General features: G+C 54.1%; 16 protein-coding genes and 1 tRNA gene. 8 read left to right on the top strand and 9 right to left on the bottom strand.

Annotation, left to right across the window (positions count from 1 at the left end):
• Positions 1-63 precede the first annotated feature (63 nt).
• The 6 genes from KUA11_RS07680 to KUA11_RS07655 all read left to right on the top strand — a co-directional run bounded on the left by KUA11_RS07680 (position 64) and on the right by KUA11_RS07655 (position 5,859).
• A tRNA-Met gene (locus KUA11_RS07680) sits at positions 64-140 on the top strand.
• Between the two features lie 304 nt (positions 141-444).
• Positions 445-966: a sigma-70 family RNA polymerase sigma factor gene (locus KUA11_RS07675; RefSeq protein ID WP_217409723.1), complete on the top strand. Its 522-nt coding sequence runs from the start codon at positions 445-447 to the stop codon at positions 964-966.
• Between the two features lie 107 nt (positions 967-1,073).
• Complete coding sequence (locus tag KUA11_RS07670) at positions 1,074-2,078, top strand: FecR family protein (protein WP_217409722.1); 1,005 nt, start codon at positions 1,074-1,076, stop codon at positions 2,076-2,078.
• A gap of 150 nt (positions 2,079-2,228) precedes the next feature.
• Entirely contained in the window at positions 2,229-4,787 is a 2,559-nt protein-coding gene (locus tag KUA11_RS07665; RefSeq protein ID WP_368040961.1) for a TonB-dependent siderophore receptor, read from the top strand.
• Between the two features lie 291 nt (positions 4,788-5,078).
• Complete coding sequence (locus tag KUA11_RS07660; RefSeq protein WP_217409720.1) at positions 5,079-5,285, top strand: transcriptional regulator domain-containing protein; 207 nt, start codon at positions 5,079-5,081, stop codon at positions 5,283-5,285.
• Positions 5,254-5,859 carry a DUF2285 domain-containing protein gene (locus KUA11_RS07655; RefSeq protein ID WP_217409719.1) on the top strand — a complete coding sequence of 202 codons (606 nt, stop codon included), beginning with the start codon at positions 5,254-5,256 and terminating at the stop codon, positions 5,857-5,859. Before KUA11_RS07660 ends, KUA11_RS07655 begins: the two co-directional genes overlap by 32 nt.
• Positions 5,860-5,875: 16 nt before the next feature.
• On the opposite strand, the gene KUA11_RS07650 is transcribed toward KUA11_RS07655, so the two are convergent.
• From KUA11_RS07650 to KUA11_RS07610, 9 genes are all read right to left on the bottom strand, one after another.
• On the bottom strand, positions 5,876-6,328 hold the full coding sequence (locus KUA11_RS07650) for a CopG family transcriptional regulator (protein ID WP_217409718.1): 453 nt from the start codon (positions 6,326-6,328) through the stop codon (positions 5,876-5,878).
• Between the two features lie 115 nt (positions 6,329-6,443).
• Positions 6,444-8,237 carry a relaxase/mobilization nuclease domain-containing protein gene (locus tag KUA11_RS07645; protein WP_217409717.1) on the bottom strand — a complete coding sequence of 598 codons (1,794 nt, stop codon included), beginning with the start codon at positions 8,235-8,237 and terminating at the stop codon, positions 6,444-6,446.
• Between the two features lie 244 nt (positions 8,238-8,481).
• Positions 8,482-9,093 (bottom strand): lytic transglycosylase domain-containing protein, encoded by a 612-nt coding sequence (locus KUA11_RS07640; protein WP_254454767.1) that lies wholly within the window; start codon positions 9,091-9,093, stop codon positions 8,482-8,484.
• Positions 9,094-9,143: 50 nt separating this feature from the next.
• Positions 9,144-9,473 carry a DUF736 domain-containing protein gene (locus tag KUA11_RS07635; RefSeq protein WP_172156497.1) on the bottom strand — a complete coding sequence of 110 codons (330 nt, stop codon included), beginning with the start codon at positions 9,471-9,473 and terminating at the stop codon, positions 9,144-9,146.
• A 68-nt stretch (positions 9,474-9,541) separates the two neighbouring features.
• Complete coding sequence (locus tag KUA11_RS07630; protein ID WP_217409715.1) at positions 9,542-10,093, bottom strand: S26 family signal peptidase; 552 nt, start codon at positions 10,091-10,093, stop codon at positions 9,542-9,544.
• Positions 10,090-10,566: a DUF2840 domain-containing protein gene (locus KUA11_RS07625; RefSeq protein ID WP_217409714.1), complete on the bottom strand. Its 477-nt coding sequence runs from the start codon at positions 10,564-10,566 to the stop codon at positions 10,090-10,092. The genes KUA11_RS07630 and KUA11_RS07625 overlap by 4 nt, the downstream gene beginning before the upstream one ends.
• Positions 10,563-10,904, bottom strand: coding sequence for a helix-turn-helix domain-containing protein (locus KUA11_RS07620; protein ID WP_217409713.1), 342 nt, complete (start codon positions 10,902-10,904; stop codon positions 10,563-10,565). Before KUA11_RS07620 ends, KUA11_RS07625 begins: the two co-directional genes overlap by 4 nt.
• 189 nt (positions 10,905-11,093) lie before the next feature.
• The gene (locus KUA11_RS07615; protein WP_217409712.1) at positions 11,094-11,615 is read right to left on the bottom strand and encodes a DNA -binding domain-containing protein; all 522 of its coding nucleotides are present in this window, start codon (positions 11,613-11,615) and stop codon (positions 11,094-11,096) included.
• A 22-nt stretch (positions 11,616-11,637) separates the two neighbouring features.
• On the bottom strand, positions 11,638-11,847 hold the full coding sequence (locus KUA11_RS07610; protein ID WP_217409711.1) for a transcriptional regulator domain-containing protein: 210 nt from the start codon (positions 11,845-11,847) through the stop codon (positions 11,638-11,640).
• Between the two features lie 248 nt (positions 11,848-12,095).
• On the opposite strand from KUA11_RS07610, the gene KUA11_RS07605 reads away from it, so the two are divergent.
• Complete coding sequence (locus tag KUA11_RS07605) at positions 12,096-12,305, top strand: helix-turn-helix domain-containing protein (protein ID WP_217409710.1); 210 nt, start codon at positions 12,096-12,098, stop codon at positions 12,303-12,305.
• Between the two features lie 207 nt (positions 12,306-12,512).
• Complete coding sequence (locus KUA11_RS07600) at positions 12,513-13,856, top strand: AAA family ATPase (RefSeq protein ID WP_217409709.1); 1,344 nt, start codon at positions 12,513-12,515, stop codon at positions 13,854-13,856.
• The last annotated feature ends 2 nt before the right edge of the window (positions 13,857-13,858 follow it).

Genomic DNA, 13,858 nt, shown 5'->3' with positions numbered 1-13,858 from the left:
TTAAGCCGTGGGAAAGTCGGTCGCCGCCAGGTCTTCCAATCCATCTTACAAACACACTACCACCGCGGGGTGGAGCAGCCCGGTAGCTCGTCAGGCTCATAACCTGAAGGTCATAGGTTCAAATCCTATCCCCGCAACCAAAATTTCTAAACGAAATCAATACCTTAAAAGGCCGCGCAAGCGGCCTTTTGGCGTTCCAGAGCACTAACTGGAATCATATAGGAATCAAACGGCGGAGAAAAAACGCGTAGCAACGATGCGCACAAGGCACGCAGCCAGAGGGCCGGGAAGGGAAGGAATCGGGCCAGGCCACACAGCACAGAGCCGACCCGCGAACCTTCTGCTTGCCTTCCAATCCGTCCTCACGTAGCTACCAAATAAGAATGGTTCTTAATGTGGTGAAGCGGATTCGTATGACCGCGTGATGAAGTGGACAGCGCACCTTTGGACAGCGAGAAGGACAATCTGAGCCTGTTCGTGCAGAACCGTAAACGGCTGGTCGACTATGCGACCGCTGTCACGGGGACTACGACGCAAAGCGAGGATATCGTTCAGGAAGCGTGGGTTCGTTTCTCGACTGTCTCTCAGGCTGATCCGAATTTTGTTCGTGAACCGTTACGCTATCTCTTTCGCATTGTCCGAAATATTGCTCTTGACGGTAGACGGGCACATATCAGTCGTAGCCGTTATGTGATTTCTGACAATGGAAGCGAGACAACTCATCTTCAATCAGATGAGCGGGCCGTTCCGGAAGTCGAGATTCTGCATCGCCAGCAACTGGCCATTGTGCGGGATGCTCTTGCAGAACTCCCAGAGCGCACAAGAATAGCCGTGGAATTACACCGTCTTGAAGGATTGAAGACCAGGGAGGTGGCCGCACGGTTGGGAATCTCTGTAACACGTGCCCATACTCTGATCGCCGAAGGCGTTGCCCATTGCCGGAGACGCCTGAAGTCGTTCCCATAAATCATTATAGAAAAAAATCTACGCTGCTTCGTTTATGAAGTAGGGACTGACTTAGTCCATGTTCGGACATGCGACGGCCAACATGATGCTTGAGTATCGGGAGAGGGATGACGGCAGGGATAGAGAGCGAAGACGAACGGGCAATAAGGGAAGCAACTGACTGGCTTATCTTTTTGGAAGATGAGCCTGATGATCCCGATCTTCGCACCCGTTTCGCTGAATGGCTTTCTGCTCACCCAGCCAATAGAAAAGCCTGGACCGAGACCGCGCAAGCCTATGATCTGATCGGTCCCGCAGCGGCGAATGAAGGTGCTGCCGTCCGTGTGTTTGAAGCACGAGACGTAGCGGACGAGGTCGCTCCTTTGCCATCGCAGCGCATCCTATTGAGGCGAATGGTTCCGGTAGTTGGTGCAGGGATGGCGCTCGCCGCCTGTCTCGTCCTACTGATAGCTCCGAGCGCTCTTCTTTGGTGGCAAGCTGATTATACAACAGGCACGGCCCAACAACAGTCGATCCGGCTTGCAGATGGTACAGACGTAGAGCTAGCTCCTCAGAGCGCTATTGCCGTGGATTATAAAGGGGCACAACGGCATATTCGTCTTTTGAAAGGTCGTGCTTTTTTTGAAGTGACACATGACGCAACGCGCCTGTTTGCCGTGGATGCTCATAGTGTCCGCACGACAGATATTGGCACTGCGTTTGAAGTCGGCTTCGGGGCAGATAGTACGGATGTTGCGGTTGCGCAGGGATCTGTGCAGGTAGACGCTTCTCCGTCTTTTGGGGTTTCAGAGCGTTTGCATGCGGGACAGGAGATCCACGTAGGCTGGAAGGGCGGTTTCCATCGTACGAATGCTGACGGGACCGAAATCGCCTCATGGCGACATGGGCAGTTGATCGCTAATGATCAGCCGGTGGCTGATGTGGTGGAAAAACTCCGTCCCTACTTCAAAGGGATGATTGTGCTTGCCAGTTCAGACTTCGCTGCACGGCGGGTTACAGGGGTTTATGACCTGAATAACCCACTCGGAGCCCTGCACGCCTTGGCGCAGGCTCATGAGGGTGTAGCCGTAAGGCATGTGACGCCTTGGTTTGTCATTATCTCCGATTTCTAATTTTTTCGTATCCGATCATAAAAAAGAGGGAAAAAAATTTCTCGGCACCCGTCGCTCAAGTAGGGGATGAAACTGCAATGCAGTCGCATTAACGGCACGTCCCCTGCTACGTAAAGCACAGTAAGGGAAACAATGCCGTTGCGACGGAACGTGAGTGTCGGTGCTGACCGAAAAATTATAGCTGCAATTCTGATGACAGGCTCGGCATTGGCTTCCGTTGCTGGAGCATCAGGTGCTTTTGCTCAAACGGTAGTCTCATCTGCGATGACCGCTGACCAGTCAAAAAGCTTTTCCGTTCCTGCGGGGCCCCTCGCAAGGGCGTTGACGTCTTTTGGGGCGCAGTCTGGAAAGCAGGTTTCGGTAGAGACGTCCGTTATTCAGGGTTTGTCGTCTCCAGGTGTGACGGGGCGTATGAGTGCGCAGCAGGCACTAGGACAGTTGCTTGCAGGCACGGGGCTGACCTATCGTCTTTCAGGGAATGTTGTGACGCTTGTGAAAGCATCCGCCAATATCACGCTTGGTCCCGTTCGTGTCGGGGGTAGTTTTAACGCCCACGCGGCAGCTATAGGACCTGGGAACGGCTACGTTGCAACCTATACCGACGCAGGCACGAAGACCGATACGCCCTTATGGGAAATCCCAAATTCTATTCACGTTATAACAAAACAACAAATTTTGGACCAACAGCCGCAAAATATTGAAGAAGCTCTACGTTACATGCCTGGTGTTTATGGGAATGTAGGAGGAACCTCTGAAGCGGGTGGGCAAACGCAAAATGTTACTGGCTCTGGGACAACTACTTCCATTCTCATGAGAGGCTTTGCTTCTAGCCAGTTTGTCGACGGTATTATGTCAAACTCAATATCAGCTGGCGAAACAGCTTTTGTCGAACGCGTGGAGGCTATCAATGGCCCTGCTTCAGTTCTCTACGGACAAACTAGTGCAGGGGGGTTGATATCTACCCGATTGAAACAACCGACGGATACACGTATACGGAATGTCACATTGGGTTTTGGGAACTGGGGGCGATATCAGGCCTCGTTTGATGTCGGCGACAATATCACTAAATCTGGAAATTTACAATACCGAATTGCAGGTATTGGCGTAACCCAGGGAACTCAAACCGACTATATAAGATATGAAAGAGTAGGTATTCTTCCATCAATCAAATGGAAAATTGATGACAAAACAACATTAACTCTGCTGGGAAGTTATATGTACACGCCAGATGAAGGTACTTACTGGGCAGGATACCCTTATGCTGGAACCGCTGTTCGACTTAACGGTAAATATATTCCTCGCTCAAGCAATCTTGGTAACCCTCGTTCATCAAGCCCAAGCAAGGAAGCTGCTTTTGAATACCAAGTTTCGCATAAATTTAATAAAAATCTCGAATTTCAACAAAATTTTCGTTACGAAAACTCTACCCAGACGTACAATCAAACTTTTGGAAAATCTATAGATATCACGAATGATACATGGAATAATAATGCATGGTATTCACATGCGAAACATATAACTGCGGGGTTGGATACACGTATTATCGGAAAACTTGCGACAGGATCGATTCACCATACCTTAGTAGCAGGAATCGATTTCCGTCATGTCACATGGGATTCTACTTATTCTTACGACTTCAGTACTTATCCAATAGGCATTTTCAACCCAAGTTGGGATTTTTCACAGCCAAATTATAGTCTATCTGGATCCAATAATGTATACAGTTCAATTTCTAACGGCAGTCATTTTCAAGAAGGTATCTATTTTCAAGACCAGATAAAATTTGGTAATCTATCCGTATTGTTGGGTGGAAGACAGGACTGGGTTTCGGAAAGTAGCGTCTTCTATAGTGGATATAACTACCCAAAAATAAATTACTCTCAACCCATGACGAAAGGAAAGGGAGAATCAGGGAGTCCGTCGCATTTCACATGGAGAGCTGGGCTCACATATACTTTTGATTTTGGCTTAACACCATATTTTAGCTATGCAACTTCCTTTGTCCCGCAAACTTATATAACAAATTTTGCCGGACAAGTATTAGCTCCATTAACGGGCAAGCAATTTGAGGCTGGATTGAAATATTTAATTCCGCATACGGACATTTTCCTCACGGCTGCTGCTTACCATATCAAAGAGAATCATTATGCGGCATCCGATGATGAGCATAATGGTTACGAGCGGGATTGGGGAAAAGTGGTATCGAAAGGAATGGAGTTCTCAGCACATGCTAATGTCACAAAAAATCTTCATCTTACTGCATCCTATAGCTACAACGACACGCGTTTCGCCAGTAACGGAATACTAGGACAAAGCATTGATATTTATGGAAATTCAAAAGGGTATGTACCCATTAAAGGAAAAAATGTAGGACAGACGCCACGAAACATGACTAACCTGTTTGTGGATTACACTCCGCCGACAAGAATATTTAAAGGAATTGGATTTAATTTTGGGGTTAGGTACGTCGGGTTTACATACCCGGATAGTGCAAACTCATTCAAAATTCCTGCTTTCACATTGTTCGACATGGGGGCACATTATGATTTTTCAAATCTTGTCCCAGCCTTGAAGGGGTTACGTGCACAACTATCCATTTCAAACTTAACCAACAAGCGATATCTTGCTTCATGCTACCTTAGTTCTGCAGCTCAATGTCATTACGGTCAGGCGCGTCGTCTCTATGGGAATCTTTCGTATAGTTGGTGAAATTTCCCCGCCCGAAACTGCACCGATGTTCCTTATTTAGATTCAATGTATTACCTCTCGTCTCGATGCCAAAGTCGTGGGGCAACGCCGCTGCAATATGCGTAGGGCGTCCCATGCGACAATCGTGGGGCGCCCCCTGTCAAATTCGTCGGATGGCTCTGTGCAACATGCGTGGGGCCAAGCCGCAAGTATGAGAACTCAATGTAACAAAAAACACGGGGCTGCCTGACAGATGCGGCGTGTTTTGTCGCGCCGGGTCGGTAGCTCCCCAGCCGATAAGGACCGTCCCTCATGCCACTGGACATCTGGTATTCCGAGGCCGATCTGGCCATTCTCAGAACCCTGTCAGCCTCCGCCCTTGCCGGGGCCTTCATGCGCCGCTGGTGCCGCTATGTCAGCGATTATAGGGATACTTTGCTGCGGGCCGGAGCCAGCGCCAATCCTTCTCTCCTGTGGGCGGCGTTCCGTGACCGATGGAGGTTACAGTTTTGTCCATGATCCGGACATCCCCATAACCCGAAAACCCGTGATCTGGCGCAGAGAAGACACAACACGGATCATCAACCTGACGGATGCGCCACGCGGTTTTACTGACCTACGCTCTCTGGATTTCGAGGCGATGGGGCGTGTCTTATTCGACAGCGAGGATGATGCCGGGCGTTCTGTGACAGTGACCGGTACCTTCGGGACATTTTTCTTCCTGCTGGACGACCCCGCTGCTGCGAAGCGCCCCGCTGTCGTGATCCCGATCGATCCCCATTATCGAAGCCGCTGGTACGAAGCCGGGCGCTTCGTGGCCCATCATCTGGGTTTCAGGCTGCCATCGCGTGTGCCGCCGGTCATCACGCCGTTTCGATCCCTGCATCTGATCCGCTGCCTGCATGCCTATGACCTGCATCGGGCCGGAGCGGATGAACGCCGGATTGCTGCTGTCCTCATCAATCCCCGCGCCCTGACCATGCCTCTGGACGAATGGCGCGATCATACATGGCGCAGGACTGCCAAGGACTGGCGTGACGAAGGCATCGCCCTGGTCGAAGGCGGCTATCTCAAACTGCTGCTTGAGGGATGATTGCTATTGCAGGGAGTCATGGCCGGGGTGGTGGTTCGTCTGCTCTGTCAGCAGGCCGCTGGCGCATAGCGGGAATATCGAGCGGGATGTCATCGCGGAACGACCGTCCCTGGGACAGACGACGCCCCAGCGTGTCCAGAAATCGGGCAAACCGTTCCTGTCCCAGCGCATTGGCGGCGGCCTGCGCCTCGGCGGGCAGGGGCGGCATCTGGCCCAGCCAGAAGCGGACGAACAGGGCGTGCGTTTCCAATGCGATCATCAGGTCACGCTCCTGCCGTTGCATCTGCCGCGTTAGCCGGTCCAGACGCCGCGTGAGCGCTGCTTCGCTTTTCTCCGCGCTGTCGGGTGACAGGAGCGAGGCGACCGCCGCCTCTACCACGGCGGAGCGCGTCACTTTCCGCCGTGCTGCAAGGTCGCCGATCTGCGAGATCATGGCGACGGGCAAGGAGACGTTCAGGCGGTCACGCATGGAAACCCTCGTTGAAAAGTCATGATGTGAACGAAGGATGTTTTCAGAAACAAGACCGAAACTGCGTTGAGCGTACTGAGGCGGACGACAGCGTAAAAGGAACGGGCAATGTGAATCACATGCTGATCCCGAGATCGCGTTTGCGGTCGTGTCGCCAATCGACTCCCCCGTCATCACGGGCAACGCCATCGACATAGCGGTCGTGCTGTTTCTCCAGAGACGGTGCCCAGGGCACAAGCTGGAAGCCGAAGCCGTTGTCGATCATGGCGAAGCGCCCCGAGGACAGGTTCAGGCGTTTCACATACTGGCCGGTGACAAAGTTGCCCGGAACGCTGCGCTCATAAGCCAGTCCGCTTTCCTTCGCGAGTTTCGCGCCCACCTGATCGAGTTCCTGCTGACGCAGCGTCGCCAGGAGGTTGCGCTGGTAGCGCGCCGATCCGTCCGCATGGAATGACGCCAGCCCGCGATCTGCGAGATGCCGGGTGCGCTCTCGCATGGCCTGCCGTACCTCGGCCCCGAAGCCGTTGCGGGCGAGGTCCATCGGCTGGCGCTCCACCAGCCGGTGATCCAACCATGTCGCGCCCGGCGCTTTGACCTGGGCGGCAAGGTCCAGATCGGAACGCGCGGACAGGACCAGATACTCCCTGCCGCTGGTCCTGCCTGTGACAGTTCGCACCTCGACGATGCCGCCATCGGGTGGTGCGTCGCGGAAGGCGTCCACGCCGGGGAAGCGGACATGATGCACGCGCCCGTCCGTGGCGTCGATCACGGCATAGACTTCGCCTGTCAGTTCGTTGTGCAACCCGCGCTCCAGCAACCGCCCCGTCAAGGCGATGGACTGATCACGTCCTGAGATCGCGTAATCACCCGGGGACATCATCCGATCCCGGCTTCGTTCCATCATGGCGCGGTGCATGGTTTTGATGATGTCGCCCCGCGCGCCCATCTCGCGCAGCGTGTCCTCCATGCCGGGGGCAAGCGACCATCTTCCCGGTCCTTCCGGTGTGGCCAGTCCCATGCGTTCCAGCGTCTGCGCTCTGCCAGTGAGAAGGGTGCGATGCATTGCATTATTCCCGAGGCCGTGAGCGTCCCCAGCGTCGGGGCGTAGGTCCACGATGCCCAGGTCATCGGCATGACGCTGCAATTCGGCATCAAGGCGTGTCCAGCGTTCCGCGTTCACGTCCCGACGCAGAGCCATTTCGATTTCATGCTCGGCGCGTGGCCCCAGTTCCAGCGACACCAGATCCTCCGCCCGTGAGCGCAGCCCGTGGCTGATATAATCGCGGGCTATGACCAGATCAGCCCCACCCTGATCCACACCCCGCACGATCAGATGCACATGGGGATTGTCGGTGTTCCAGTGCGACACGGCGGCCCAGTCCAGCCGCGTACCAAGATCGGCTTCCATCTGCTGCACGAGGTCGCGGGTGAAGCCGTCGAGATCGGTCATCTCCGGTGCATCCTCGGGCGAGATGATGAAGCGAAAATGATGCCGGTCGTCTTTGCAGCGCGCGGTGAAATCGCCCGCATCCATCTCCTGGCCGTCCGGTCCGAACAGGTGCGCTTTCTCACCGTCGCGGGTGACGCCATCCCGGCGCAAATAGGCGAGGTGGTCGCCCAGCGATCCGGGTCGTGTCCCGCGCCCGGATTGTCGCACCACGCGGGCTTTGACAGTGACACGGCGATGGGCGTCGAACAGGCGGCTTCTGCCAAACCGGGAATGGCCCCGCCCGAAGGTCGAGGGGCCGGAGCGCGGGCTGCCTCTTCCCTTTCCGGGGTTGCCGCCAGCCCCTCCGCCCGCGCGTCGGGAGGCATGAAGCACCTGCGCCAGAAAGGTCCGAGGCCGGGCGCTGCTTCCCTTGCTCCGGATGCGGCCCGGATGGACCCGGAAATCCTCGTCGTGGGTCATCAGAACCTCCCTGTGCAGGAAAATCCCTCAGGAAAGCTGGGTAAAACCCAAAACCCTGTACACGACCGACCCGACATGCACACAAGAAGACGAAGCGCGACCGCGCCTCGTCGCCCGACGTGGCAGGCCGTTTTATCTTGCCTTCCCTTTCCTGCATGTTTCCTGATCCCCTCAATCCCGGACGCATACCCGAAGTGCTCCCGATGGGATGACAGGTTTTCCCGTTCATGCCGTAAATCCCTGGTCACGGCGCGCTCCTTTGCGAAATGGGGATGAACAGACCTGAAGGCGGCACATTGGATTGCATTACGTGCGCAAAAAGCGGCAGCACCGGACGTGGGTTTTTCGATGTGTCTGGACGCAAGAAAAACAGACTTGCCGATGATGGTTCAATGGGCTTTCGGGCTGCAAAAGAAGTGCCGGAAGCCAAATCATCAAACCGCCTCCCATGTAGCAACCGGACGACTCTCGCGACGTATTTTCTCGTCTCGTCGGGCAGCATTTTTCCTGCTGTCAGAAGCTGCTCATACCGCCCTGGCCCAGCATTGTAGGCAGCCAGAAAACCCGCATCGCCGTAGCGGTCATGCAGCCACCGAAGATAGGCCGCACCCGCCGTAATATTGTCGTGCGGGTCATAGGGATCAGCCCCAAGGTTGAGCGCGTGACGCAGTTCCCGCCATGTGTCCGGCATGATCTGCATGAGGCCCATCGCCCCCTTGGGTGATACCGCTGAGGCATCACCCTGACTTTCGGCCTGCATCACGGCAGCAATCCATGCGGAAGGAATCTGCATCCGTGTCGCGGCCTCGGTGAGGTAAGTCTCGAACGGCGTGGCGCTGGCCGTCTGCATAGGCATCGCAAACCCGGCGCAGACCACCAGCAGACCGGGCACTGTTTTAACGCGGATCATGACGGCGTTCGGGGACGGTTCCAGACCAGATGGAACGTGTCGTGTTCGTCCCGGTCCGGTAGCAGCCGGGCACGCAGGGGACGGGCGAAAAGCGGGTCATCAATCATCACCGCCAGCCACAGCCCGATGCGCTCACCCTGACGCGCCCAGGCGCAACCCACCTGTATGGCGTCATCTTCCAGACCGCGCAGGACGCGATAATCCGGGGTGTTCTCTGTGGTGGGGTCTGCGATGGGAAGGATCGACAGATCATCCTCCATCAGAAAGGTGGTGATCTGGCCGAAAAAGCCGTTTGTGGTGCGCGTGAACGTGCCAAGACGGATCATGATACGTCTCTCCTGATCTGCGGATCGCAGGACAAAGAATTGAAAACTGGGGGGAGGATCGTTTGCGCTTACTGAAGCGGATGCGGTCTTTCGTCATGGCCCGGTGCTGTCCGCCCGGCTGTGACCCAGATCGGGATTGCGCGGCCCATCACCGTGCTGGCGGGAAGTGGGCCGAAATAGCGCCCGTCCAGACTGCGCGGTTCCGCCGGGTTCATGACGAAAATCTCGCCCGGCGAGAGGCGATGACAGCCTTGCCAGACGGGCAGCGGACGACCTCGGTGATCACTGGTCAGTGCTTCGCCGACAGACTTGCCATCAATCGTGATACTGCCGTTTGTCCGGCATACGGTCTGTCCTGGGAGGGCCGCGACAGGCTTGAGCAAGGGCACACCGAGCGGCAGGTAACCGCGCTGTGACAGCAGCAGGGCCAGCCGGTCGGGCAGACGCAGGGCGGCAAGATCCCCGACATGCAGGTCGCCGTTGGAACGCAGCCGATATAGCCCGACCGGCACACTGGCCGTGCTGTTCCACAGCAGCCGGGGCGCAACATGCACGGCGGCGGACGCGCCCACCGCCAGCACGACGAAATACGTGCCGAAGAACCAGGCGCGCCGGGTCATGACACCAGCCTCGCACGTTTCAGCCATGCCGCGTGCAGGGTATGCGTGTAGGGCCGTGGTTCCTGCCCGGCGATGATACGGTTATGGACATGCTGCCAGTGATCGGGTGAGACGGCGCAGGGATCGAAGCCGTAGCGCTCAATCTGATCGATCACCTCCAGAACATGCTTCACCTGCGGCCAGCCGGATACGTCGAGCAGCAGGTCGCCACCGGGCCAGACAAAGGGTACGGTCTGGAAGGCGGTGCCCCGTTCTACAGTGCGCACGATGGCGAGGCAGGAGACGACCGTGCCGTAATCATTGGCGGCCCAGCGGATGAAGCCGAAGGTGCTGCCGGGCGTGAAACTCAGCAGGCGGCGGCGTTTGTCGAGCACGCGGTCGGAGACCGGCCTGCCGAACCTGATCCAGTGTTCGATGCGCTTTTCTATGAAGGTCAGTTCGACCGTGGTTAGGTTGGGATCGTCCGCTCTCATGGTCTGTTCCTCCGTGAGGGCATTTCACGCAGGGCGGCGACATAGTTGTCGTCGGAAGTGTTGCGGCAGCGATGGCGCTGAAGCCACGCTTCCACGTCTTCGCGGAGATAGAGAACGCGAGAACCAACCTTCAGAAACGGCGGTCCGCCACCAGTGCAGCGGTATTTCTCCAGCGTGCGAATGGAGACCCCGATCAGTTCAGCGGCTTCTCCCCCGCGCAGATAGGGGCGCAGGATGCGGGCCGGGGATGTGAGTGGGCGTACGGGGACAGCGACCTCGGACGGTGGTTGTGTCGGCGGCACGGGTGCGCCTGTTTTGGGTTTCGGGATGTCGGTCATGAAAGCCTTCCTGTGCGTGTGGCTTGCTTCGGGGGCGAAGCTGAGCCGGTAAGGGGAGGCTGACGGGAAAGAGGCGATCTGGGAGTGGAGGAAATGACGTGCGCGAATTCCTCCACCCCCAAAGCGTAATGGAGCGCAGAATAAGGCCAGAAAGGAGAAAGGTTAGAGTCCGTCTAGCAGCGAGAGAGTTTAGTCATGAACAAGCGCGCTGCCCTCGTCGCGCAGCGTGCGGGCCATGGTACGCAGAGCGGAATCGCGCCAGATATCGTCAGGCATGGTCCGTGCATTCGGGTCGAGCAGTTTCGCCGCAATGTCGCGCAGGGTGGTGCCCGCCGCATCCAGATCGAAAGCATGCAGACGCAGGGCAAGCTGCCGCCAGCGGGTCGGGGTGATCCGGCGGGGATGGCGCGCGGGTAGGCGATAGCCCAGCAAATGGGCGCAGAAGCGGGCGGCTTCGTCACTTCGTTGCCGGTAGGAAGGATCAACAGGGATATGGACTGCCGGGCAGGCAGCGGCCGCGCCATGAAGGGAAAGACTGAACGTGGCGGAGGGCGTCGCTACCACGATGGCACGGCCCAGTTGGTCGGTCTGATCGAACAAGAGACGACCCAGTGAGCGCCAAGAGGGAAGGGGAGGCGGTGCGAAGCCATCAATAGCGTGCGTTAGGCTGATGACGCTGGACGTGACGCCCGGTCGCCAGATCACGGGCACGCGGGTGACGGGTATCTCTGGATTATGTGGGAAAACGTATCCTCCAGCGCTGGCAGAAGGCATCCCATTCCGTGTTGGGATTGGGCGCGCCTGGCGCTATCAACCGCGCCGTTTCGGTGTGATCCTTGCGATAGGTGGCCCTGCGCCGCATGAAGGCACCAGCAAACCCTGCCTCGTCCAGGCGTTTGAGGGCGGCGCGGTCGGTCTCTGATTGCCAGACGTCGAGCGGCATGGGGCGGCCTCCTGGATCAGGTCCATTTGTCGCTGATTTTGTGAGAAGCCGAGGATCTCAGAAATGGAACGAGCCTGCATAGAGCGAAGGTCGCATCACGTAACCGCATGATTCACTTCATGAAAGTGATAGCCCGTTCATGAGCTACGAAAGAGGAAGCCTGTCGGTGCCGCGCGCCTGAGTGTCTGCTTAGGAATGTAGAGAATACTCCGTGGTTAAATACTCTGCAAGAGGTTGCCCTATCCTGTATGAACATACGGGAGATTCTGGCAACAAAGCTCAAACGATACCGGCGTGAGCGCGGGGTATCGCAGGAAGAACTTGCCCATCTTGCGGAGATCGACCGGACCTACATCAGTTCCTTGGAGCGGTGCCAGTATGCGGCTTCCATTGAGGTTGTGGAGCGGCTAGCGCACGCACTCGGAGTAGACGCCTTTGATTTGCTCCAAAAAATTTAGAAGATTCAAGATGAGGCTGGAGCCTAATAATACCGAAATTGAATCCTCGTTATGCGGTTTATGAACGGCTGACATTGCTTTCAGAAGGCTATCTTTTTTTCTCCGAAAGAGTAAGATATAAAAATGAATTTATATAAATAAAACAGGGATTAAATTGTAAAAACGAACAGGTGTGAATATTTCATAATAAAATTTGGAGTATAGAAAGTGGCCGAACATAAACCGTTGCGTTTAACTCGATTTGTTGTGCGAAAATTATTTGATGAATTTGACCATGATATAACTTTTAGCGATGAAGGTCATGTTACTGCATTAATAGGACCGAATGGTATTGGCAAGACTGTATGTCTGAAGTTGATAAATTCGCTTTTTTCTAACAATTGGTCTTTTTTTCATGCAACAACATTTCTTGATGTGAAATTTTATTTTAATGATGGAAGTGTTGTCGTAGTAGATAAACTAATAAACTCTGATTCCGATGCGACAGATGTTAGTGATGCGCTTGGAATAAGATTTATTACTTCTTTTAAGAAAGATGATGGGGAAGAGATATGGACACCGCGTTCATACGATAATGTAAGTGTTGGTAGTCGATCAATCGAGAATTTTTTACCATTTTTAACTCGCATGAGTCCGAAAACATGGATTCACGATAGATCCAGGGAAGTTTTGACTCTGCAGGATATTTTAGAAAATTATAGCGATAGAATTCCTGAAAGTGTAAAGCGTTCATTAGTCGATCGACCGACAGGACGACTTTTAAAAATATGTGAATCAATAGATTGTCATTTAATAGAAACTCAAAGGTTGTTAGTTCTATCAGAGGACGATTACAGAGGCTTGTATGCGGGATCTACTTTAACTATTTCAAAAAAGGCGGTCATACTAAAAAATATCATTGCAAGAGAATTGGCTTCTTATGCTTCGATATCTCAATCTCTTGATCGATCATTTCCAAAGCGTGTTCTTGAGCAGGGAGATATTACCCCATCTCAAGAGCTAACTGACAATTTGGCAAAATTAGATGCTTTAAGAAAAGAGTTAATGGATGTTGGTATTCTAGATCCAGAATCTGACGATGCATTGCCGCGTTTTGACAAAATTAATGAATCTATAGCGGCTGTTTTGAATGTATATGTAAGAGATACAAGGGATAAATTAAATGTATTGGATAAAATAAAAAATAGAATTAAGTTATTTAAAGAATTAATGGATAATAGACTTAATCCTAAATGTATTGTTGTTGACAAGAAGAATGGATTTGTGGTCTCAAGGTCGGGGACATCAGATATTCCACTGGAAAAACTTTCTTCTGGTGAGCAGCACCAGCTAGTTATGTTTTTCGAGCTTCTATTTGAATTAAAGAAAAACGCACTTATCCTTATCGATGAGCCTGAGTTGTCTCTTCATGTGGCTTGGCAAAAGAAATTTATTCCTGATCTCTGTAAAATAATTGAATTAAATCAGTTTGATGTGCTTCTTGCGACTCATTCGCCGCAACTTATTGGGGAATGGGAAGATGTTGTGGTCGAACTGGGTGATGTAGATTAGCT

The organism is Acetobacter estunensis (genome assembly GCF_019083805.1).
Classification (GTDB): domain Bacteria; phylum Pseudomonadota; class Alphaproteobacteria; order Acetobacterales; family Acetobacteraceae; genus Acetobacter; species Acetobacter estunensis_A.
The sequence above is the reverse complement of the archived record's forward strand: the minus strand, read 5'-3'. Positions and strand labels throughout refer to the sequence as shown.